At 60.0% G+C, this 22977-nt stretch carries 12 protein-coding genes; 6 read left to right on the top strand and 6 right to left on the bottom strand.

All coding sequences use genetic code 11. The features are described 5' to 3' along the window. Window positions 1–35: 35 nt before the first annotated feature. On the bottom strand, window positions 36–857 hold the full coding sequence (locus tag BFP92_RS06690; RefSeq protein ID WP_065928884.1) for a carbon-nitrogen hydrolase family protein: 822 nt from the start codon (window positions 855–857) through the stop codon (window positions 36–38). 93 nt (window positions 858–950) lie between these two features. Between BFP92_RS06690 and BFP92_RS06685 the strand changes: the two genes are divergently transcribed. The 3 genes from BFP92_RS06685 (at window position 951) to BFP92_RS06675 (ending at window position 3726) form a co-directional block, all read left to right on the top strand. Beyond that, entirely contained in the window at window positions 951–1715 is a 765-nt protein-coding gene (locus tag BFP92_RS06685) for a helix-turn-helix transcriptional regulator (RefSeq protein WP_065928883.1), read from the top strand. Window positions 1716–1744: 29 nt separating this feature from the next. Continuing rightward, window positions 1745–3364, top strand: coding sequence for an FMN-binding glutamate synthase family protein (locus tag BFP92_RS06680; protein ID WP_065928882.1), 1620 nt, complete (start codon window positions 1745–1747; stop codon window positions 3362–3364). 65 nt (window positions 3365–3429) lie between these two features. Further along, window positions 3430–3726 carry a cupin domain-containing protein gene (locus BFP92_RS06675; RefSeq protein WP_065928881.1) on the top strand — a complete coding sequence of 99 codons (297 nt, stop codon included), beginning with the start codon at window positions 3430–3432 and terminating at the stop codon, window positions 3724–3726. A 101-nt stretch (window positions 3727–3827) separates the two neighbouring features. Here the strand turns inward: BFP92_RS06675 and BFP92_RS06670 are convergent, their stop codons facing one another. The 3 genes from BFP92_RS06670 to BFP92_RS06660 are packed head-to-tail and all read right to left on the bottom strand — an operon-like array spanning window position 3828 to window position 6662. Continuing rightward, on the bottom strand, window positions 3828–5348 hold the full coding sequence (locus tag BFP92_RS06670; RefSeq protein ID WP_065928880.1) for a glucosyltransferase domain-containing protein: 1521 nt from the start codon (window positions 5346–5348) through the stop codon (window positions 3828–3830). Continuing rightward, entirely contained in the window at window positions 5338–6291 is a 954-nt protein-coding gene (locus BFP92_RS06665) for a glycosyltransferase family 2 protein (protein ID WP_065928879.1), read from the bottom strand. Before BFP92_RS06665 ends, BFP92_RS06670 begins: the two co-directional genes overlap by 11 nt. Further along, entirely contained in the window at window positions 6288–6662 is a 375-nt protein-coding gene (locus tag BFP92_RS06660) for a GtrA family protein (protein WP_065928878.1), read from the bottom strand. Before BFP92_RS06660 ends, BFP92_RS06665 begins: the two co-directional genes overlap by 4 nt. A 222-nt stretch (window positions 6663–6884) precedes the next feature. Here BFP92_RS06660 and BFP92_RS06655 point away from each other — a divergent pair, with 222 nt between their 5' ends. After that, window positions 6885–8009, top strand: coding sequence for an OpgC domain-containing protein (locus tag BFP92_RS06655; RefSeq protein ID WP_065928877.1), 1125 nt, complete (start codon window positions 6885–6887; stop codon window positions 8007–8009). 45 nt (window positions 8010–8054) lie between these two features. On the opposite strand, the gene BFP92_RS06650 is transcribed toward BFP92_RS06655, so the two are convergent. Continuing rightward, window positions 8055–9467 carry an amino acid permease gene (locus BFP92_RS06650; RefSeq protein WP_065928876.1) on the bottom strand — a complete coding sequence of 471 codons (1413 nt, stop codon included), beginning with the start codon at window positions 9465–9467 and terminating at the stop codon, window positions 8055–8057. Between the two features lie 345 nt (window positions 9468–9812). Beyond that, entirely contained in the window at window positions 9813–14396 is a 4584-nt protein-coding gene (locus BFP92_RS06645; RefSeq protein WP_065928875.1) for a hypothetical protein, read from the bottom strand. A gap of 181 nt (window positions 14397–14577) precedes the next feature. On the opposite strand from BFP92_RS06645, the gene BFP92_RS06640 reads away from it, so the two are divergent. Both BFP92_RS06640 and BFP92_RS06635 read left to right on the top strand, forming a co-directional pair. Then, window positions 14578–17667, top strand: coding sequence for a transglycosylase domain-containing protein (locus BFP92_RS06640; RefSeq protein ID WP_065928874.1), 3090 nt, complete (start codon window positions 14578–14580; stop codon window positions 17665–17667). Window positions 17668–17822: 155 nt separating this feature from the next. Further along, window positions 17823–22913, top strand: a complete 5091-nt coding sequence (locus tag BFP92_RS06635; RefSeq protein WP_065929281.1) for a dermonecrotic toxin domain-containing protein — start codon at window positions 17823–17825, stop codon at window positions 22911–22913. The last annotated feature ends 64 nt before the right edge of the window (window positions 22914–22977 follow it).

Raw genomic sequence — 22977 nt, 5'->3', positions numbered from 1 at the left:
CGCAGGCATTCCCACGCAGAGCGTGGGAACGATCATCAGTGCCGGGGGATCAGGAGTTCGCGCGTGCCATCGCCGTGCTCAATCACCTCGCCGGGCAATTTCAAGCGCTGGTCATCCAGGTAGCGGTAGTCCTTGCGAGCTGCCACCAACTGGTCGAGATCCAGCTCGACGGCGAATTGCCCTTCCTCACGCCCCGCTTCAAACAGCAAGGTGCCGATCGGGCTGACCAGCGCGCTGCCGCCGGCGAACAACAGGTCGCCGTCGCCTTCTTCGACCCGGTTGACCATCAGCGCAAACGCCTGGTTTTCCTGGGCGCGGGCCATGATTGCGGTGCGATGCGTGGGGCCATACGGGTCCATGTTGCCGTTGGTGACGATCAGCAGTTCGGCGCCCAACTGCGCCAGGGCGCGGGCGGTTTCCGGGAACTCGATGTCGTAGCAGATCAGCAGGCCGACGCGCACGCCGTTCCACAGGCAGGTGGCGTAACGATCTCCGGCGGTGAACACGCCACGATCCGAAGCCCACAGGTGGGTCTTGCGATAACGCAGGGCGATGCCTTCGGGGGTGATCAGCAAGGTGGTGTTATAGAACTGGCCATCGTCGTGCTCGGCCATGCCGATAACCACGGCAATATTGCGCGCACGGGCCGCCTGGATAACCGCGTGTACGGTGGGGCCGTCTACCGGTTCGGCGATCGCGGCGACGGTCTCGGCCGACGGGAAGCCCATTAAGTGGGTTTCCGGGAAGACGATCAGTTGCGTGTCGGCGGCGCACGCAGCAATGGCCGCCAAGGCGCGCTCAAGGTTGTAAGCTGTAGCGTTATCGCGGCCTGCCAATTGGGCAATTTCGACCTTCATGGGTATTCCTTGTTCTTTATCCGTGCCGCAGTATGCGCAGCCAACACCGGCCAGGGAATTACGCGGCCGGGGTAACCCGATAGGGGTAGATTGATGAGCATGACGCTGCAAGACATCGCCTGGCACCGTTCGGTGGGGCAAATGATAGACGCCCTGGACCAGCCCAACTTCTGGACCCAACTGGTGCGGCTGTTGGACCAGTACGTGCCGTCCGACAGTTGGGTCGCCTTGCTGTTCAGCAATGAGCACCGCCCGCTGGTGTTCGCCGAATGCCCAGGTGCCGACGGCGCGCCGGACCCTCTGTTCCAGGACTACCTCAACGGCCTGTACCTGCTTGACCCGTTCTACATCGCCAGCCGCGAACACCCGCGCACCGGCCTGTTGCGCCTGGCGGAAGTGGCACCGGAGCATTTCGAGCTGACCGAGTACTACCAGCGCTACTTTCGCCTGAACGTGGTGGCCGATGAAATCCAGTTCAATTGCCACCTGCCGGACGGGCGCACCCTGTGCCTGTCGCTGGGCTCAAAACAGCGTTTTGACCCAGAGCAAATTGCCCTGCTGTCACTGATCCAGCCTTGGGTGTTGAGCCTGCTGCGCCAGCGCCTGCCCCATGAACTGAACCAGGTGAGCGCGCCGCAGCCGCCGATTCAAAAGGATGATTGGGGCGCTCAACTCACCGCCCGCGAGCTGGATGTGGGCCGCTTGATGCTCAGCGGTTGCTCCAGCAAGGAGATCGCCCGTAAGCTGGAAATCTCTGTTGAAACCGTGAAAGTCCATAAGAAACACATGTACAGCAAGCTGGGGATCAAATCCCAGTCGGAGCTGTTCTCGATCTTTCTTCAGGCGCAAAACGCCTAGCCGATGAGTCCGAACCCAAGGAAACCCGTATGAGCCTGTCGTTATTAAGCCGTTACGCCTTCTTTGCCGTGTGCGTCATTTTTACCCTCGCCAGCCTCCCTTTTATCGAACATGAGTGGCTGTGGCCCATCACCGTGGTCACCGGCGTCCTCAGCCTGATCGGCCTTTTCGACCTGCTGCAAAGCCCCCACGCGGTACGCCGCAACTACCCGATCCTGGGCAATATCCGTTACCTGGTGGAAGCCATCCGCCCGGAGATCCGCCAGTACCTGCTCGAATCCGACAGCGACGCCCTGCCCTTTTCCCGCGCTCAGCGCTCGCTGGTCTACTCGCGCGCCAAGAACGAAACCGCCGACAAACCCTTCGGCACCCTGATCGACGTGTACCAGTCGGGCTTTGAGTTTATCGGCCATTCCATGCGCCCGGCGCCGCTCAGCGACCCCAGCGCCTTTCGCGTGATGGTCGGCGGCCCGCAGTGCACCCAACCCTACTCGGCCTCGGTGTTCAACATCTCGGCCATGAGCTTCGGCTCGTTGAGCGCCAATGCGATTCGTGCCCTCAACCAAGGCGCCAGGCTCGGCAACTTTGCCCATGACACCGGCGAAGGCAGCATCAGCCCCTACCACCGCGAAAACGGCGGCGACCTGACCTGGGAACTGGGCAGCGGTTACTTCGGCTGCCGCACCAGCGACGGCCGTTTCGACCCGGAACGTTTTGCCGTGCAGGCACAGAACCCGCAAGTGCGCATGATCGAAATCAAGATGAGCCAGGGCGCCAAACCCGGCCATGGCGGCATCCTGCCCAAGCACAAAGTCACCCAGGAAATCGCCGAGACGCGCGGCATCATGATGGGCGAGGACTGCATCTCGCCGTCGCGCCACAGCGCGTTTTCCACACCGGTCGAGATGATGCAGTTCATCGCGCAACTGCGTGAACTGTCCGGCGGCAAACCGGTGGGCTTCAAGTTTTGCCTGGGCCACCCATGGGAATTCATGGGCATCGCCAAGGCCATGCTCGAAACCGGCATTCTCCCGGACTTTATCGTGGTCGACGGCAAGGAAGGTGGCACCGGCGCCGCGCCGGTGGAGTTCACCGACCATATCGGCGTGCCGCTGCGTGAAGGCCTGCTGTTTGTGCACAACACCCTGGTGGGCTTGAACCTGCGCGACAAGATCAAGCTGGGCGCCAGCGGCAAAATCGTCAGCGCCTTCGATATCGCCAGCGTGCTGGCCATCGGCGCGGACTGGGCCAACTCGGCGCGCGGCTTTATGTTCGCCATCGGCTGCATCCAGTCGCAAAGCTGCCACACCAACAAATGCCCGACGGGCGTGGCTACACAAGACCCGCTGCGCCAGCGTGCGCTGGTGGTGCCCGACAAAGCCCAGCGCGTGTTCAATTTCCACCGCAACACGCTGCACGCCCTGGCGGAAATGCTCGCCGCCGCCGGCCTGGATCATCCGTCGCAGTTGTCGGCCAAGCATTTGGTGCGGCGCATGTCGGCGACCGAAATCAAACTGTTCTCGCAGCTGCATGTGTTCCTCAAACCCGGCGAGTTGCTCACCGGCGAGGTGAACGGCGAGTTCTATTCGCGCATGTGGCAGATGGCGCGGGCGGACAGTTTTGAGCCGCATGAAGTCGCCGCTGCGTAAATATTCGAACACTCTTGACCGCTGAACCGGACCACCGACGGCATCGTTGAAACAAGGAGCTTCACATGCCGTTATTCGACTTCAGCGCCATTGCCGCACAACTGCCCGACAGCTGGAAATCCACGCGCCTGGGCCAGGTCGGCCCTGCGCGGATCAAGGTGTTGCGTATGGATGAGCAAGCTTATGAAGAGGAAACCCATGACTACAATGAGGGGTTGCTGGTGATCGACGGTCAGTTGCACTTGAGCGTCGGTGATCAGCAGATTCGGGTGAGCGCCGGGCAGATGTACCTTGTGGAAGCAGGGGTTGCACATGCCGTGGTTGCAGGGAGCCATGGCACGTTGGTAATAATGGATATCTAGAGACGAGTCCAAACTTGGAGTCGACAACAGAGTTTATTTACGCTTGAAGTGATAGCGGCATAAACACTGACGATGCCCATTTGCGGCGCCTACGCCCAGGCTCATTTTTCGTTGATTTGCAGCGTGTAGTCCTCCGGATCCAGGATTTCCTTGAATAGGATAAAACCGCCTTGGTCCGTCAGGTCGATCGAATAGAATTTTCTGTCCACTACTCGGCGGTAATGCTTGCCTGATGCAACGGCAGCTTCATAAACAGCGCGATCACCCTCCACCACATTATTGATACCCAGCCTTGTCATAAACTGTGGATGCAGCAACGTATTCGAACCGCTCAAGATAAATCTTAGCGTCGGCATATAGGTCATTGCCGCATGCCCTCGTGGAAGCCAATTACCAGCCGTGCGCGGGCCAATATAATATAATATTTTAGCCGCACTAAGCTGCTCATCAGCAACTATATCGTAAGCAATGTACTGCGCAACGGCCGACTCCAACTCTTTCTTGGCAATCAACACCTGCCCATAGGCATAGCAAAATGAAAACATAAGCAAAACCGGTATCACCAGCAGTAACTTTAGCACCTCCCACACCCGTTCCAAGACATCGTAGACGAGCAAAAACAACAACATCAACAGTGCAGAAAAACCAATATAATTCCTCGCATCCTGATTGGTTTCGGTTACAAACAGCATTGCTCCAGGCACACACAACAGCAATACCCCGATCGAGCTTATGAACCCAACCAACAAAACGCCCTTGCCCAACTGACCGCCCACTAAAGTGGGTATGTTTTTCAGCCAAAAAACAAACCCAACCATTGCAGTGATCACCAAAATTACAAAAATACCAATATTCCAAGTGTTGACCAACGCGTAAACACTGTCCATGGCAAACACAAACCTCTCGCTCACTACACCCAACCATCGTGAGTCAAAGGGGAGGCTGTTGCCGCGACTGCTCGTAACAAGCTGATGAGCTGTGAAGTAATAGATCAACCCGCCCCCCAACAATTGCAAACCGCGCTCGCCCCACATTATTAGAATTTTCTTCACTTCGACCCTATTTCTTACACTCCATAGAAATTCGATACAGCAAAGTCCGACGAACAAGGTGATCGTCAGCTGATACAACGCTAGCGATACAGCAATTAACAGGGCCGCCAACAGCCCGCGCACAAGCGCTTGTCTCTGCATACAAGTGATTGCATAGATAACAGCCACCACTGCCAACATCATACCGGGGCCGTCATACTGATAGGTAATGTTACCCAAAAAAAACGGGTTACAGATAATTGGCAATATAACCAGACAAGCAAAGATATCCGGCCGTGAGAAATACCAGAAGGTTAGACGTGTCATAGCCAACGCCATGACGAAGGTGGCAATTAATAACGGCAAGGGAAATATATTGGTAGTGCCTCCTGTAAACGTTAAAAACTTATGCAGCACCTCCAGCAAAATTCGACCCTGATCTCTCCAACTCGCCCCTTCCAACAACAATGCACGCCAACTATCATCGACATAGGCATAGTCGGCACGAATAATAGGATAGACATAGACTAATGACACCACACAGAAAAAAACCAGTACCTGCTTCTTAGTTAATACCTGCTTAGCCCACATTATGCATGCCCTCCTTTATGGGTTCACGTATAACTTCCTTCACCACATACCTCGGCCGATGCTTGGCCTCCATATAAATCCGCCCCACATACTCCCCCAATATCCCAATCCCAATCAGTTGCACCCCGCCCAAAAACAAAATCGCGGTCATCAATGACGGATACCCCGGCACGTCATTGCCGAACAACACTTTGTCGACGATCAAAAAACCCGCATACACCAACGCCACCAGCGAAATACACCCACCGATATAACTCCACAGCCGCAGTGGCAAGGTGCTGAACGAAGTGATGCCGTCCAGCGCCAGGTTCCAGAGTTTCCAGGCGTTGAACTTGCTCTGGCCTATGGCGCGCGGGGCGCGGTCGTATTCGACGATGGCCACGGTAAAGCCGGCCCAGGACAACACGCCTTTCATGAACAGTTGCTGCTCGGGCAGGGCCTTGATCACGTCGACTACCTTGCGGTCCATCAGCCGAAAGTCGCCGACGTTTTCCTCGATGTGGGTGTAGGCGATGCGGTTGAGCAGGTGGTAGAACAGCGAAGCAGTGTGGCGCTTGAGGTAACCGTCACTGGCACGGTTACGGCGTTTGGCCAACACCACATCGGCGCCGTTTTGCCATTCGGCAAGCAATCGCGGAACGACCTCGACCGGGTCTTGCAAGTCCACGTCCATGGGCACCACCGCGTCACCCGTGGCGTACTCCAACCCGGCGAACAAGGCGGCTTCCTTGCCGAAGTTGCGCGAGAAGTTGATCAACATCACGTCGCGGTCAGCCATGGCGAGCGCGTGGACCCGTTCGGCGGTACGGTCAGTGCTGCCGTCGTTGATAAACACAATCTCGACCGTATGGTTGCGCAACAAAGGCTCCTGCCGCGCCGCGCGGTAAAACCCATCCACGGCCTGCTCCTCGTTGTACAGCGGCACCACCAACGAGACCCTCATTGGTCACGCTCGCGAAACACCACCCAGCGCGACAGTAGAAACCCGCACACCAGGCTGACCAGCGAAAACACCAGCACGGTGACCATGCCCGGCACGCCCCAGCGATCGGCCAGCCCGCCCACCACCAGGCTCAAGCCGCCCATGCACAGCATGAACAGCCCATAACGCGGCAATGAGGGCGGTATGGAAAAGGTGTAAAGCGCATTCATATAAAAGGACAGCGATGCCGCCGCCGCGAAGGCAAGAAAATTGCTCGCCGCCTGGCTCATCTCAAACGCGGTCCTGAACACAAAAAACAGTTGCCAATGGACCACCGTATTGGCGATACCAATGACCGTGTAGCTGGAGAATCCCTTCCATACTCGGCGCATAAAGTTGTCCTGTGGCGGGTGGCCCAGCAAGCCACGGCGCGCCCACAGCGTCTACTGTCAAAGTTGACAGGTAGCCCGCCCGCCACACTGAGACATTCCGTAATACCCAGCCTTTGCAATTGCTTACAAATACCGCCAACCTGCGCCCGCCCGACGTGCGGCGTGTGACAACACGCGCATTCGCCTGTCATGACTTAAACCCCAGCTCAAGAGCCCGCTGCCATGCTGAACGGACGCGACCCGCGCATCGATTTTTTTCGGGGCCTGGCGTTGATCTTCATTTTCTGGGATCACGTGCCCCACAACCCACTCGGCCAGATCACCCTGCGCAATTTCGGCTTCAGCGATGCCGCTGAAGTGTTTGTATTCCTTGCCGGTTATGCCTCAGTGCTGGCCTATGGCAAGGTCTTGCAACGCGAAGGCTACTGGATGGCCTGCCTGAAGATCCTGCGACGCACCTGGGTGCTTTACGTGGTGCATATCTTCTTGCTGGCGATGCTGATGGGCATCGTGTTCTTCGCCAACAGCCATGTGGAAACCCGCGACCTGGTGCAGGAGATGGGCCTGACGCACTTTGTCACCCAACCACAGCAAGCGTTGGTGGATGAATTGCTGCTGCGCTTCAAGCCCAACCTGATGGACCCGTTGCCCTTGTATATCGTGCTGCTGGCCGGCCTGCCGCTGGTGTTGCCGCTGCTCTTGCGCAAAACCTGGTGGGTGGTGGCGGGGTCGATGACGGTGTACCTGCTGGCGCCACACCTGGGTTGGAACCTGGCAGCGATTGCCGACGGGGTGTGGTACTTCAACCCGGTTACCTGGCAGTTCCTGTTCGTGCTGGGCGGCGCGGCGGCGATTCATGGGCAACAACCCCGAACGCAGGACCTTCGGCCACTGCTGCGGCAGCCGTTGTTCATCATGGCAGCGACCTACGCATTGATGGCCGGCGTGATCACGATCGGCTGGCGCTGGCCCGAGGTGCATGACGCGTTGATGCCGCACGCGCTCAGCGAACTGTTGTACCCGATCAGCAAGACCGACCTGTCGCCGGTGCGTCTGCTGCATTTTTTGGCCTTGGCCTATGTCACCGCCAAACTGTTGCCGGGGCGTGCCTGGACGCACAACTGGCTGGCACAGCAGACCTGCCGGATGGGCCGCTTTTCGCTGGAAGTGTTCTGCCTTGGCGTGTTGTTGGCGCCGTTGGCGGACATGGTCAACGCCATGGCCGGCGATGCCTTTGCCATGCAAATTTTTACCGCGCTCGTGGGCGCTGGCTTGATGGCGATATTGGGCGCCTGGCTGGAGTTCAACAAACGGCTGGACCAATCGACACGCATGGCCGCCGCCTGAAAACAAAAAGCCCCGATAAGGGGCTTTTTGTTGTGCGCCAGGCCGTCAGGCTACGGAGCGTGCCGCCGCATTGGTCGGCTGCAACTTGAACACGTAATACAGCACGGTCAGCAGCACCAGAAACGCAGGCCCCACATACAGCGCCACCCGCGTATCCGGGAAGTACGCCATCAGGCCCACCACCAGCACCAGGAACGCCAGCGCCAGGTAGGAACTGACCGGGTACAGCCACATGCGGTACTTGAGGCCCGCCGCTTCGGCCGGGCTCAGGCCTTTGCGGAACTTGAGCTGGGCCAGCAGGATCATCAGCCAGGTCCAGATCGCACCAAAGGTGGCGATGGAGGTCACCCAGACAAATACCTGGTCAGGCACCAGGTAGTTGAGCAGCACGCCCAGCAGCAGGGCAAAGATCGACAGCAGCAGCGCCTTGCGCGGTACGCCATTGCTGGAGGTGGTACCGAAAGCCGCCGGCGCCTGGCCGTTCTGCGCCAGGCTGTAAAGCATGCGCCCGGTGCTGAAGATACCGCCGTTGCAGGACGACAGCGCGGCGGTGATCACCACGAAATTGATGATGCCTGCAGCGGTCTTGATGCCCAAACGTTCAAAGGTCATCACGAACGGGCTGCCCTGGGTGCCGATTTCATTCCACGGGTAGATCGACAGGATCACGAACAGTGCACCGACGTAGAACAGCAGAATGCGCCAGAACACCGAGCCGATGGCGCTGGGGATAGTCTTCTGTGGGTTGCGTGCTTCACCGGCGGTGAGGCCGATCATCTCGACGCCCAGGTAGGCGAACATCACCATCTGCAAGGACATCAACACGCCCTGTACGCCATTGGGCATGAAGCCGCCGTGAGCCCACAGGTTGGAAATACCCAAGGCTACGCCGTCGTTACCGAAGCCGAAGGCAATGATGCCGACGCCGCCGATCACCATGGCAATGATCGTGACGATCTTGATCAGCGCGAACCAGAATTCAAATTCACCAAAGGCTTTGACGGCGATCAGGTTGATGGTGCCCATGCTGATCAGTGCCGCCAGGGCCCAGATCCAGCGCGGCGTGTCGGGGAACCAGACGCCCATGTACACCGCCACGGCGGTGATTTCCGCCACGCAGGTCACCAGCCACAGGAACCAGTAGTTCCACCCGGTGAGAAAGCCTGCCAACGGCCCAAGATAATCCTGGGCATAGCGGCTGAACGAACCGGCCACGGGGTTGTGTACCGCCATTTCACCGAGGGCGCGCATGATCACCAGAATGGCCAGGCCACCGATGATGTAAGAGAGCATGATCGCCGGGCCGGCCATCTCGATGGCCTTGGCCGAGCCGAGGAACAGGCCCACACCGATGCAGGCGCCAAGCGCCATCAGGCGAATATGCCGTTCACCGAGTTCGCGTTTGAGCGGTCCGCCTTGAGCGGTCTCGCCAGGGGGCAGTGGTTTGCCGACAGGCATAGGGATACAACCTCATCTTGTTATTGGATTAAGCCACCGAGCCTGTGATGCAGCGGCGTGTGCGCCGTTACACCGGCCTGACCGGGCCTGCCTCGTGGGCAAACCCGCCTGGCGGACGTAAGCGGCCAGGTCAGCGGGGCGTCAGTATAAAAAGCTAGCGATAGGATATTTCACTCTATAAACACAGAAATTTGGCGATATGACCCGTAAAAAAGTCCTTGGGCGGGGGAAGTACCAAGCCTCTAGACCGGCCTTCCCAGGGTAAAACGGCGCGGAGTATTGCATAACCTGTTACGGGCTGGGCGCGCTCATCCACCGCAGGCGTGAGCGAACGCACACCAGCAATCAATCAACACTAAAGAACAAGCGCCTGGCCAACGGCCTCGAAATGCTCGTCCTTTCAATCTCCAGGGTGAGCTGTACACGGCCGGTCTGGCCGGTGCGAATCCGCGCGAATGCCTGGGCTTCGGCCTGGGCCTGGGCCTGCCGGCCAAGGCGTTGCTGTTCAGGGCTCTTGAGGTGCGCGGCGGTGTAGTGATCTGCCGGGCCCTGGCGGTTTTCATAGTGAAAATGCGCGTAGCACAGTGGCTGTCCAGTGAGTGTGTCCGTCACCACGTACACCTGCATAAAGTCCCGGGGCTTGTCGCTGGCAGGCACACGCCCGTCCTCGCGAATGATGCGGACCTCATTGAGCCCATACAGGAAGTCCACATCTTCGGCTCGATTCAACTTCAGTTTGCTCGCTCGCACGCGGGCCTCCACCCCAGCGGCGTCCAGGCGTGCCGCGGCGGCCCGCAGGTCGCTGGCGCGGACCCTGGCATTGTTCAACTGAGTGGCCGCCAGCCGTGACAGGTTCAGGCTGCGTAATTTCTTATCAATATCCGCGGCAACCATCCGTCGACTGTTGGCTTGTGCCGTCAGCAGCGCTTGCAGAGATGAAGGCTCGCATTGGCTGGACAACGCCTGCACCTTGAGAATCGCGATATCCACATCCGCCAGCAAACGCTGGCCCTTGTTCAGCAACGCGCCCAATTGTGGGTTGGCCGTGCGCCGGGGCGGTGGCTCAACCGGCTCCCACAAACCGTCTTCGGCCTCGGTGAAGGTGGCGAGCACATTGCCTTTGTCATCCACCAGTTCCGCCGTACCGGCCGGCGTTTTGACGCGAGCCACATAAACATCGCGATTACGGGTGCGGATAATCTTTTTGACCCGCGCACCTGCTGCGCCGGGCGGCCTGGGTTGCCGGGCGCCAGGCATGGGTGCCAGCAGATCAGCCAGTTGCCCATCGACTTGCTGGTGCAGGTCGGCCAGCAGTGCCTGCAGCTTTTCCAGGTTGGGCAAGTCAAAGGTGTCCGGTGCCATGGCCCGCCAGAACCGAATATGGTCGTCGGTTACCGCGTAGACATGACTGAGGCTTTTAAGCAGTTCGATACGTTCCTCAGTGGAGACGCTCAGGTATTCCAACTCGGCCAGGGAGCGGCTGGCCCAACGCGCACGATTGATCACCTGGTTCAAGCTGTCAAAAAATTCCGCTTCCAGAGGCGGGCCTTCAATGTCGATGGTAATGCCCCACAGGGTGGTGACTTGCAACGATTGCAAATCCAGAATCGAGGGGCGCAGCGGCAGCTGTGCCTCCAGCGCGCGGGCTTTGTCACGGCCCAGGCGCGGTACGCTGCGCAACTGCTCCATATAGCTGTTCTCCCGCCTGCGACTGTGGATCGCAGACGCTTCGGCGGCCACCTGGTCGCGCATGTTTTTTTCCAGGTCGGCATGCGCCTGACGGTTAAGGTCAGAGCCGGCTTCTTCGTCAGTTTCGTCTTGCAGCACATCCAATAAAGGTTTGATCCGCTGGTTGATCCGGATCATGCGCTCACGGGTATCGGCGTCCATCAGTCGCAGGGTGAGAATCAGCGACTCGAGTATTTCACACAGATTTTCCTCGTAATGGGGACGGGGCTTGATCGCGCGCAGGCGCATCAGCAGTTGCAATTCCTTCTCGGAAAACTCGACTTTATTGCGCAGTTCCTGGCGGTAACGTGCCTGAAGTTTGGCAAGCTGTTCTGAGCTAATCTTGTCTTTAGATTCACTCACCAAGTTGCGCGCCACTTGCATGGCGACGCCAGCTTTGGCGCGCGACCGGCCAGCTTCACGGTACTGCTCCTCAAGCTGGGGCAGTGAAAGCTCCAGTGCCTGCAACTGGGCTTGCATCGCCGCATCGGCATTGCCGCCGGCCAAGCGCAAGCGCCCATCAAAATCCCAGTGCCCCTCCCCCAACGGCTTGAGCCACGGCCCTTTCTGAGTACCATCGGCGCTGATCACCCGCAGCGCGTCTGACTCATCCACCACCCGGTACCGATGGCCACGCACCAGGGCATGCCATTGCGGCGGCGAATACGCGGTATCACGCAGCAAGCCACGGCGCGGGCCGCTTTGTTCGGCGTTGTCCCAGCCACCTGAAAAAGCCCCCAGGCTCAAGGCGCGGGCGCGCGTATGTTGCGCGGCGGTCAGGGTGTCGCGGGCATTGCTCCAACGGGTTGGCGAGCTGAACGCTGCGGGCGGGGCACTGCGTGCAGGCACCGTGGCGACCGCCTTGGCGCTGGCCAGGGGGGCGAACACCGGATGCTCCAGCTGCAATGGCTGCAAAGGATCATGGGGCGTGGCTTGATGGGCGAGGACGACCATCAGATTGCTCAACACGTCCATGACTGCCTTGCTCCTGAGCTGGTCATCATTGCTGGCCAGGTCTTGAATATCCTGTTGCAGGCTGTCCATCACTTGCACCAGCCAACCGCCGAGTTGCAAGGGGCCGCCGGCATACGGCAACACCGTGCCAAACAGCAGCCACCCGATCTCTTTGAGCTTTACCCAGCGCTGTTCCGCATTCGACACCGATTGCCGGTCAGCCAGGGACACCAGCGCCTGGGCCGTGCCCTCGAAGATCAGGCTGCAGGCGTCTTCACTGCCCGGTTGTTTGCTGAGCTGGGCCGGAGCAGGCTTCTCGTACAGCGTAAATTCATCACCGGATAAAAAACGGCGGATATGCGGTGCAAGGAAACCGCCGTTGGCGTACACCGCCTGGCGCGCCGGGGCGATCCACGTCAGCACGTCGTCCTGCAGCGGGCCGTTAGCCTTGATGGCGTCAAACAAAGCCTTGATCGACTCGAACCCTTGCAACATCGGATTGAGCAAGGGCCGGTAGAGCAGATGAACGCCAGTGTCCCCGGTACTGGGCCCGATGATGAAGTGATTGGTAACCACATCCTGCGTAGCCTCAGGCGAGGCCTTGAATGCCAGCGGCCACAACGTCATCGCCTGGCCCTGCACCTTGCGCTCGGCAAGGCCGGCTTGCAACGCAGCCTGTACGCGGTCGACCCCTTCCTGAGTCAGGCCGTGCTCGCCTTTGAGTTTCAGTTCCAGCGCCAGCATCGGCAGTTGCACCCGTAACTGACGTGTGAACAACCCTGAGCGACGACTGCGTTCCAACGGGTCATCCAGCAGTTTTTTCTTCAACAGATCCGGGTAGGCCTGGCCCACATCGGCTTTTTCCACACAACCTTGAAGCAGGCTATAGGTCAACCACTCGGGGGCCTGGGCACCCTTGAGGGTGATCGCGGTGACGGTGTGCGGCAAGCCGGCCAGGTTTTCCAGGGCCAGCTCGGTCAGGCTCACTGTGACCGGGTCGACTTCACCGGCGACAAAGCCCCCGGAAACCGGAATTGCCGCGGCGATCACGCGGTTGAAGGTCAACTGGACGTCGGCGGGTCGCACTGTTTTAGTGGCGGGTTCGGCTTGCAGGCAAGTGCGCAAGGCCCGGTCGGCAAACACCTGGATCGAATCGATCCCCTCCAAAAATTGTTGCCCGCCATTGTGCTCGCGGGCCAGCACCAACGCTTGGAACAGACGCGCATAGGCGATGCTGTCTTCACGGCTGGCATGGGCCAGCCATAAAGGCAGCACCTCACGCAGCTTCTGCTGGCCCGTACTCAGGTGCGCGACAAACCAGCGATGGGGGTTGGTAATATGCCTGAGCAGCGTTTGGTGCTGCCCAGGCGCGAGCGGCAGGTTACGGTCGATGCTATCAATCTCTCGCAGTTGCAATGCCAGGTAACTGGCGGCCAGGGCATCGAACGGATCGCTTTCCACTTCCTGGGTAAACCACTGTTCAGTGCCTGCGTCTTCAGGCACATAGGCCGGTAACAGCGCCGCCACATCGTCGATGCTGCCCAACGGATGAATACCGCTGGCCGGGCTGAACAGCAACGTCCGTTGCCCGTGGCTGAGGATCAGCAACGGCAACATCAGCGGCGTCGCGCCGGCCAGGAACACCGCCTGTACACGCAACGCCTCACCGTGGGCGCTCCACTCGCGGTCGGGCCGCGTCGGGTGCAGCAGGGTTTTGGGGAACAGCTGGGCAAAGCCTTCGTCGTTGAAACCGGGTGGTTTGCCGGCGTCGTAAAGCAACGTCAGCAGATCATCCGACAGGTAGCCCCACCGCGTCATCTCCACCGGCAACGCCTCACGCCACCAGGCTTGCAAGCGCTGTGCATACGCCCCCAACAACCCGGCACCGCAACGATTGAGCAGCGGCTCCAGCTCGCTGAGGGTCGGGCCACCGGCCACAAACACCTCACGCGCGCGCTGGACGACAACGTGATAGTCCGCCACCAACAGCAAGGGTTTGCTGCCGGCCAAGCGTTGCAGCACCCACTCGGGCAAAGACCGGTAGGCCAGCGTGTCGTCCTCGTCCGTCGGGGTGCCGATGTAAATCAAGCCAACCTGCCATTTTCCCGCGCCCAAGTGCTCGTCCAAATAAGCCTGGGCACTGTCGTGCGCGACCGTGAGCAGGCTCGGCGGCTCGCTGAACAAGGTTTGGATTTGCTCAATGGTGGTTTGGCGCGGCGAGTCTGAAGCGGTGTCGGAAAGGGTCATGGCAGAGCTCAATGATGGCTTAAATCACGAAAGCTACCCGCTGCCATCCTGACGGCGCGGTAGTTATCTACCCTCCCGTCTGACGCGTCGAGCTTTAGCGCTCTACAAACTTCGTAGTGCTGTCAATCAGCGTCTACGCTTCAGACAAGTCCGATCAATCTGTAAGAATGGTCAATCGACTATGGGCGCACTGTGGCAAACCGATTCGCACCAGGCTCAAACTGACAGCCCGTCAGCCCCGCCGCAGGCAAAAAAACTCAAACCCGCCCAGTCGTGGCGCCGGCTGTACTGGTTGATTCTGTTGATGGCCCTGATTGCCCTGGGGTTTGCCGCCACCCGTGAAATGCACACTGCCCACTGGCAAGCCCGCACATTCAGCCAGTGGGCGGCCCAACTGACCTACACAATGGGGCCCGGCGCCAGCGATGCCATTGTGTACCCCGGCGACGGTCCGTTCGACCGGCGCCTGGGCTACAGCGTCCTGGGTGAGTTCCTGCCGCGCCTGTTCAAGCGCAACTACCTGATCGAATCCCAGGCGCGCTTTTCCGATGCGCTGATGGACTACAGCCGCCATGGTCTGTTCATTCCCTATGCCGAAAAGCTGCAAGCCGGCTTGACCATCACCGACTGCCGCGCCGCACCGCTGTATCAATTCAACTATCCGCCTCAGCTGTACAAACACTTCAACGAGGTGCCGGCGCTGATGGTCCACAGCCTGCTGTTCATTGAAAACCGCCAACTGCTCGACCCTGACCCGCCCCAGGCGAACCCCGCCGTGGACTGGCCGCGCTTTGCCAAGGCTGCCTGGTCGCAAGTCGCCCGACAGTTGCACCTGCCAGGGCAATCGGCGGGCGGCAGTACCCTGGCGACGCAACTGGAAAAATACCGTCACTCGCCGGACGGCCTGACCCTGTCAGGCAACGAAAAAATCCGCCAGATGCTCTCCGCCAGCTTACGCGCCTACCAACACGGGCCTGATACCCTCGCCGCACGGCAAAACGTGGTGCGCGACTACCTCAACAGCGTGCCCCTCTCGGCGGTCCCTGGGCACGGCGAAGTGCATGGCATCGCCGAGGGGTTGCGGGTGTGGTACGGCGCCGACTTTGCCCAGGTCAACCGGGCCCTGGACGACACCGCGCAAACCCCGGCCAGCCTCGCGGCGCGCGGCCTGGCGTTGCGCCAAGTGCTCTCGCTGATCATCGCCCAGCGCCGCCCCTCCTATTACTTGACCAAGGGCCGTGACGACCTGACGCAACTGACCGACAGTCACTTGCGGTTGCTGGCGCAGAACGCCGTGGTACCGCCCCAGCTGTTGACGGCGGCGTTGACAAGCAAGGTCAGCTACCGTGATTGGCAGCAGCAGCCAACCCTGCAGAAAGTCGAGACCAACAAAGGTATCAGCGCCGCACGCAGCCGCCTGGCCGCCCTGCTCGATCGTCCGTTGTACGACCTGGACCGGCTGGACCTGTCGGCCACCAGTACCTTGCACGGCGAGTTGCAAGAACAGGTCAGCGCCTACCTCAAACGCCTTGCCGCCCCTGACTATGCCGCCCAGGTCGGGTTGCTGGGCGAACGCTTGCTCACTGCGGCGAGCACGCCGCAGGTGCGCTACAGCTTCACCTTGTTCGAGCGCACCACCGACGGCGCACGCGTACGGGTGCAGACCGACAACACAGACCAACCCTTCGACATCAACAACGGCAGCAAACTGGAACTGGGCTCCACCGCCAAGCTGCGGGTGCTTACCACTTACCTGCAAATCGTCGCCGAACTTCATGAGCGCTACGGCACCTCAACAGCCGCGGCATTGAAAAAAATCGAGGTCCCGGAGCAGGACCGCATCAGCCGTTGGGCCGTCGATTACCTGCTGAAAAATCCCGGCAAACCCCTGGCCGACATGCTCGACGCTGCGCTTAACCGCACCTATTCGGCAAGCCCTGGCGAAAGCTTTTTCACCGGCGGTGGCCTGCACCGATTCCATAACTTTCGCAACGAAGACAACGGCCGCAACCCGACCCTGCGCGACGCCCTGCGCGAGTCGATCAACCTGCCATTTATCCGCCTGATGCGCGATCTGGTGCGCTACACCACCTACACCGGCGCCAGCAACAGTGCGCAATTGCTCAAGGACGACAACGAGCCACGTCGCCAGGAATACCTGGCGCAATTTGCCGACCGTGAAGGCACCACGTTCCTGCTCAAGTTCTGGAAGAAGTACCACAAGAAAGACACCCAGGCGCGCCTGGAAACCTTCCTCGACAGCCTGCACCCCACGGCGATTCGCCTGGCCGCGATCCACCGGTATTTGCTGCCCGAGGCCAGCCGCGACAGCTTCAACAGCTTCGTTCGCGCACGCCTGGCCGGCACCAAGGACCTGCAGAGGCTGACCGACAAGCGCCTCGATGCGCTCTATGACAGCTACGGCCCCGGCGCCTACGACCTGCCCGATCAGGGCTATATCGCCAAGGTTCACCCGCTGGACCTGTGGTTGCTGGGCTATCTGATCAACCACCCGGAGGCGACGTTCAGCGAAATCGTCAAGGCCAGCCAGTTCGAACGCCAGGAGGTCTATAGCTGGCTGTTCAAGAGCCGTCATCAGAGTGCGCGTGACAGCCGCATCCGCACCATGCTGGAGGTCGAGGCGTTCCTGGATATTCAGCAGCGCTGGCAGGCGGTGGGCTACCCGTTCGACCACCTGGTGCCGTCGCTGGCCACCGCGATTGGCAGCTCGGGCGATCGCCCCGCAGCCCTCGCCGAACTGATGGGCATCATCCTCAACGACGGCGTGCGCAGCAAAGTGGTGCGCATCGACAGCCTGCACTTTGGCGCCGATACACCTTACGAAACCCGCGTGGTCAACAGCCCCGATGCAGGTAAACGGGTGATGCCGTCCGAGGTCGCTACCGCGTTGCGCGGCGCGTTATCGCAAGTGGTGGACGCAGGCACGGCCAAGCGTGTTTCCGGCAGTTTCGTGCAGGCCGACGGCACGCCGATGGCCATGGGCGGCAAGACCGGCACCGGCGACAACCGCATCGAAGCGATGGGCGCCGGCGGCCGGGTGATCAGCTCCAAAGCGATCAACCGCACTGCCACGTTCGTGTTCTACATCGGCGAGCGCCACTTCGGCACCCTCACCGCCTTTGTGCCAGGCAGTTCGGCGCAAAACTTCAAGTTCACCTCGGCACTGCCGGTGCAGGTGCTCAAAGGCATGGCACCGATATTGACCCCTTACCTGCAAGACGGCAGTCAGAGCGCATGCCTGGCTCGATGACGTCACCAGGGTGGTATTGAGCTATTGCTTAGCCCTGATTTATTGACCTCGAATGCCCGTTTTCCCAGGCCTTTCGTTTGACTTTTCAACCTTATTTTCAAGCAGTCAGCTGAATAGAATCGATAGCCTTTAAAGGACTATTCAGGTTGAAAGAAATGCCCATTTTGCTCCCCCCTGCCACGACGGACAGTTATCAGGGCCGTCATATCGAACACCTCAAAAATGCCCTGCCCGACTGGCTCAAAGACACAACCCAGGTGCGCATTAACGCATTGAAAAGCGCAACCTTGCCCAGCGCCCCCCCTTATCCGCAGGCCCCCAGCAAAGACCACCAACAGCTCAAGCAGGTCATTGCCGAGCATCGACGGGCACAAAACACCCTGGATAAACGCCTGGGGAATATCAATGATCTCTATGCCTTTGCCGAGCCGTTGCTCAAAGCCGCTTTGCTGACTGGCTACGGCGACATTGACGTCAAGAACACCTACCTGCGCCTCTATAGCGACGCCGCTCTGGCTTGGTGGACGATCAACGTCAAACAGGGCGTGCAAAGTAAAACCCTGTCGTTGCTGGACGCCGCCCTGGGTAACTTTTGCGCAGACGACCGCTTCGTGGACTTTGCCTTTCTCAGCGCGCAAGACTCGCGCGGTCAACAGGACATCCTGCATTTCCCCCATCGCCGCACGGGTGTGCGCCTCAACGCAGACACCTTCAAGAACATCTGCAGAAACCTGGACATCGGCGCTCGTTACCAGGCCAGCCTCCGATGGCGCCTGGGGTTCGATAACCCACCCGTCGCGGCCGCCGTGCGCGATGAGGCTATCACCACCCACAAGGCCGCCCTCAAGGGCGCTGCCCACCTGGCGCAACTCAAAGGCGACCTGCGCGCCGATGCGCTGGAGACGCTGCGGGGCCTGATCGACGGAGACGCCGATGTGCGTCTCGATGGCCTGCCCATCAACAGCTACAACCTGAGCGTGCTGGATTGCCCACTGACCGGCATCCTGCTGTTCATGGCAAAACCCACCAATGGCCGGCTCATTGCGTATGTACCAGGCGACCCTGAACACCCCGTCAAGGAATACCCCGACCCCATCGCTTTTGTACGAGAACTGACCCGCCAGTTGAAGGGCAGCCCCGCGCAGCCCACAGGCACCTACCAGCCGTTCTTCAGCCACTTTGTTCCCCATCAATTGCGTGGCCAATTTTTCGCACAACTCAATGCGCGACTAAGCCAGAAGGCCGAACAGCCCACGCTGCAATTTCGCCTGCAGGACATCACCGAGGATTATCAAAACCGTTCGGACGACCCGGCCGACAACACCCTGTGGCGTTACCTGTACCGCGTGCAACTGAACAAGATCGTCAATGACGCCAGGGACATGGCAGTGTCCACCGCCTACGTCGATCACTTGGCCCGCTGGGCCTGGTGGGATAACTTGCAACAGGTGCTGTCGGACTTGCTGAATGTCGGCCTGCTGCTGATCACCCCCTTCGTGCCGTTGGTGGGAGAGCTGATGCTGGCCTACACAGCCTATCAAGTGCTCGATGACGTGTTTGAAGGCATTGTCGATTGGTCTGAGGGCCAGCGCACAGAGGCTGCGCAACATTTGCTGGACGTGGCGCAGAACCTGATCCAGGCCGGGCTCTTTGCCGGAGCGGGAACGTTGGGTGAAGTCATCCAACTCCAGCGCTCACCGTTCGTCGACGGCCTGCATCCGGTGCGGGTACTCAACGGCCAAGTCAAGTTATGGAACCCCGACCTGCGACCTTACGCGCGACAGGACCATGGCCTGCCTGTCGACTCGCAGCCCTCCCCGTCGGGTCTGCATCAGCATCATGGCAAGCATCTGCTGGCACTGGACGGCCAACACTATGAAGTGTTGCCTGACGCAGATACCGGCGAGCATCGGATCAACCACCCAACACGAGCGGATGCCTATCGCCCACAGGTATTTCTCAACGGCGACGGTGCGATATTGCACGAAGCGGAACAGCCGCAGACCTGGGACAGCACCACCCTGATGCGTCGCCTGGGCCATCGGGTCGAAGGTTTCACCGATCAGCAACTGGAGCACATGCGTCAGGCCAGCGGCACTGAAGAGGCCGTGCTGCGTGCCATGCACCTGTACCACGAACCCCTGCCGCCACTATTGGCGGGCACCCTCAGGCGCTTCGAAGCTCAGGCTTACCCGGCAATCGCCAGCGAAAAAATCCGAACCGGCCGGCCGCTGGCATTGGCCCCTTCATCAGACTGGTTTATACAAACCGTTACCGAGTTGGACGGCTGGCCCTCTGATAAAGCCATTGAGGTGTTCCTCAACCCTGACCTGTCTGGGCACAGCATCAAAGTCGGCAACCCTGATGCAGCGCCGGGTAATACCTTGCCCCTCAGTTTTGACCAAATGATGTCAGGTCAATTGCCCGAGCATGTCCTGGGCTTTCTCGACGAAGCGGCAACCCGCCAGCTTCTGGGCGGCGACATCGCTCAATCGCAACGGGTGCAGCACCTGCGAAATCAACTGGCAGATCACGTGTTGCGCTGGCGCCGGGATTTCACCGACAACGTGTACCAGCAGGTGTGGGAGATGACGGACGATCCGCAGCACTTGCTGGTGCGCCAATCTTTCCCACACCTGGATATGGCCCTGCAGACGCGCCTGCTCAGTACCGCCAGCAGCACAGAGCACGCAACCATGGCAGAGCAACGCCTGCCGCTGCGCCTGCATAATCAGGCCCGGGAACTGGACGTGGCCGCGCAGTCGGTACAGGCTTTCGAAGGGTTTTACGCGGCGGCGCCCTTGCCGGTTGCCACCGAACGGATGGTCCTGAACACCCTTAAGGTGCATAGCGACAGCTTTGCCGACCTGCACCTTCAAATCCGCGCGCAGACGCCCACCGGGACCTTGCGCTGCGAGGCCGGACCTGTCGATGCGACGGCCCGACGAATTCTGGTACCGACCCTGCGTGGCTACGACCTGTTTGATCAAGCGGGTACGTGGCTGTCCTCCCACACGGACCTGTTTGAGGCGATCCTCTGCACGTTACCTGCCGATAAAGCCCAGGCACTGGGCTACCAACCCGGCCAAGGCGCTCCGTTCAAACAGTGGTTGATGAACCAACTCGCGTCATTGGCCGAGCGCCGCGTGGTGCTGGCCGAGCCACCGACCTACCGCCGGGCCGACCGGGAAACCGTGCAACTGCTGGGCGGCGCGGGAGTGAGTCGCTGCGCCGAGCCCCCCGTCGAGACCTCGGATCAAGATGTACGGCAAACCTTGCAGCTGCTGTTTCCCACACTCAATGAACAGCGCATGGAGCTTTTTATCGACAGCGTCCCCTCTCAACAACTGCGCAGTCTGCTCCATGAACTGGTCGACGAAAAACAACGCCTGCATGTCGAGCTGCAAACCTGGAAAGACAGCCCGACGGGGCAGGCCAGAGGCAGTCAGGAGGACCGGGCGGAACGCTCCAGGAGAAGGCATCTAGCCACTGCCGTGGAGAGATGCTGGGGCGACCGATTTGCAGAACACACCGATGCCTACGGCCATATTCAGAGCGGTGCCCGACTGGACCTGCACGGCCGGCCTTTGCCATCGACACTGCCTCGACTGACGGCCAATTTTGAACATGTGACAGGCCTGAACCTGAGCAATACCGAATTCAGCCCAGCACACAGAGACTTTCTTAAACACTTCCCAACTTTGCGCAGCCTGGACCTGCACGCCAACAAACTCACGGATCTTCCCCCGGCACTGGTGCACATGCGCCGGCTCAAAGAGCTCGACTTGAGCGGCAATGACCTGACGTTCAGCGCCGACGATATACGCAGCCTGAAGAAAGCCCGCCGCCTGGAACGCCTTGAGCTGGGCAACAACCCGTTGGTACTCTCACCCGACATCAGCCTGATGCCTGCTCTGCGCCACCTGGGCTTGAGCCGCACGGCCATCACCGAGTGGCCACGTGGCCTGTTTGCCCACCACCGCGCTGACGACTTTGTGCTCAATCTGCGCGCAAACCCTATCGACACGCTACCGAACGCCACTGCAGGCACTCCCAACGCCCGTGTGATTGCGCGCACACGCCTGGATCGAAACGCACTTACGGTCGAGGCGCTTACCCGTTACGAACACTACCGAACCGCTGCCGGCCTGGACCCCAACCGCCTCTACGAACCCATGGGCTACAGCGACCCATGGCTGCTGGAGGCTGACGTTCAAACCCGCCCCATCGCAAAGCACGTGTGGAATGCGGTTGAACAGGAACATGGCTCCCAAGGCTTTTTCGAAGTGATTCGCCACCTCGAGCCCCCAGATTTTTTTGAACAGGGCGAGGACAGCCTGCGCTACGCCAACAACCGCAGGGCCATGACGCAAAGGGTATGGCGACTGATACGCGCCGCCCATGAAGACAACCCGTTGCGCGAACGACTGTTCAAGATCTCCAGTTTTCCAGGCCTGTGCGCCGACGCCGGCGCGCAGATTTTCAATGAGATGGGAATTGAGGTCATGGCCAGCGAAGCCTTGCGTTATTCCCAAAACGCCGCCGAATGTGAAGAAAAACTCGTCACCTTGGCCAAAGGCAGTGCCCGTCTCAAGCTGCTGGGCAAGGTGGTGGGCGAAGACATCGCTCAACGCGTGCGACCGGCGGCCGAAGGCGGGCTGGGACAACGGTTCAGGTCGGATGTACGCAATGGCGAGCCTGGAGAGGTCGATGAAGTGGATGTGCACCTTGCCTACCAGACCGATCTTGCGGCCAGGCTGGATTTACCCTGGATTTCCAGCCACATGGTGTACCGCGCAACGGCCAACGTCAGCGAGGAGCAAATCAACCACGCGTACACCCAGGTGCTGGCGCTGAGCGAAGGCGACGGGCTCGTCAATCAAATGTTGCTTGAGCCCTACTGGGAACAGTACCTGCGCGACAGTCACGATCAGGCCTACCGCGACAACGAACAGCTGTATTCCACACGTTTTCTGCAGCTCGATGACCTGCAAACCGCGCAGGCACAGTGGGCGCGAGCAGACGAACTGACAGCGGAAAAAAAAGCCCTGCTGCGTGACACATTGCGCACGCTGGGCGAAGCGCTCCAAGCCCCGGACAGTGTGGTATTTGCCGACGAGCCCATGTCCGATGAGGTGTACAACGGGCTGCTCAACGATCTGGGATACAAAGAAAAGGAATGGATGCGCCAACTGACCCGCCAGGCCCTCGCCCGTGATACGGGGCGCAGCAACCGCGCTTCGTAAGTGAGCACACGGCATGGCGGCGGTTGAACCCAGCCTTGCACGCCCAAACCCAGCGACCCGGCGC

The organism is Pseudomonas sp. 58 R 3 (genome assembly GCF_900006605.1).
Lineage (GTDB): Bacteria > Pseudomonadota > Gammaproteobacteria > Pseudomonadales > Pseudomonadaceae > Aquipseudomonas > Aquipseudomonas salomonii.
Note: the sequence above shows the minus strand (reverse complement) of the source record. Positions and strands in the feature narration are given on the sequence as shown.

What these genes read in the sequence shown, in the direction of transcription:
- BFP92_RS06690 (WP_065928884.1), bottom strand. Translation starts at nt 857, where the DNA reads ATGAAGGTCGAAATTGCCCAATTGGCAGGCCGCGATAACGCTACAGCT.
- BFP92_RS06685 (WP_065928883.1), top strand. Translation starts at nt 951, where the DNA reads ATGAGCATGACGCTGCAAGACATCGCCTGGCACCGTTCGGTGGGGCAA.
- BFP92_RS06680 (WP_065928882.1), top strand. Translation starts at nt 1,745, where the DNA reads ATGAGCCTGTCGTTATTAAGCCGTTACGCCTTCTTTGCCGTGTGCGTC.
- BFP92_RS06675 (WP_065928881.1), top strand. Translation starts at nt 3,430, where the DNA reads ATGCCGTTATTCGACTTCAGCGCCATTGCCGCACAACTGCCCGACAGC.
- BFP92_RS06670 (WP_065928880.1), bottom strand. Translation starts at nt 5,348, where the DNA reads ATGTGGGCTAAGCAGGTATTAACTAAGAAGCAGGTACTGGTTTTTTTC.
- BFP92_RS06665 (WP_065928879.1), bottom strand. Translation starts at nt 6,291, where the DNA reads ATGAGGGTCTCGTTGGTGGTGCCGCTGTACAACGAGGAGCAGGCCGTG.
- BFP92_RS06660 (WP_065928878.1), bottom strand. Translation starts at nt 6,662, where the DNA reads ATGCGCCGAGTATGGAAGGGATTCTCCAGCTACACGGTCATTGGTATC.
- BFP92_RS06655 (WP_065928877.1), top strand. Translation starts at nt 6,885, where the DNA reads ATGCTGAACGGACGCGACCCGCGCATCGATTTTTTTCGGGGCCTGGCG.
- BFP92_RS06650 (WP_065928876.1), bottom strand. Translation starts at nt 9,467, where the DNA reads ATGCCTGTCGGCAAACCACTGCCCCCTGGCGAGACCGCTCAAGGCGGA.
- BFP92_RS06645 (WP_065928875.1), bottom strand. Translation starts at nt 14,396, where the DNA reads ATGACCCTTTCCGACACCGCTTCAGACTCGCCGCGCCAAACCACCATT.
- BFP92_RS06640 (WP_065928874.1), top strand. Translation starts at nt 14,578, where the DNA reads ATGGGCGCACTGTGGCAAACCGATTCGCACCAGGCTCAAACTGACAGC.
- BFP92_RS06635 (WP_065929281.1), top strand. Translation starts at nt 17,823, where the DNA reads ATGCCCATTTTGCTCCCCCCTGCCACGACGGACAGTTATCAGGGCCGT.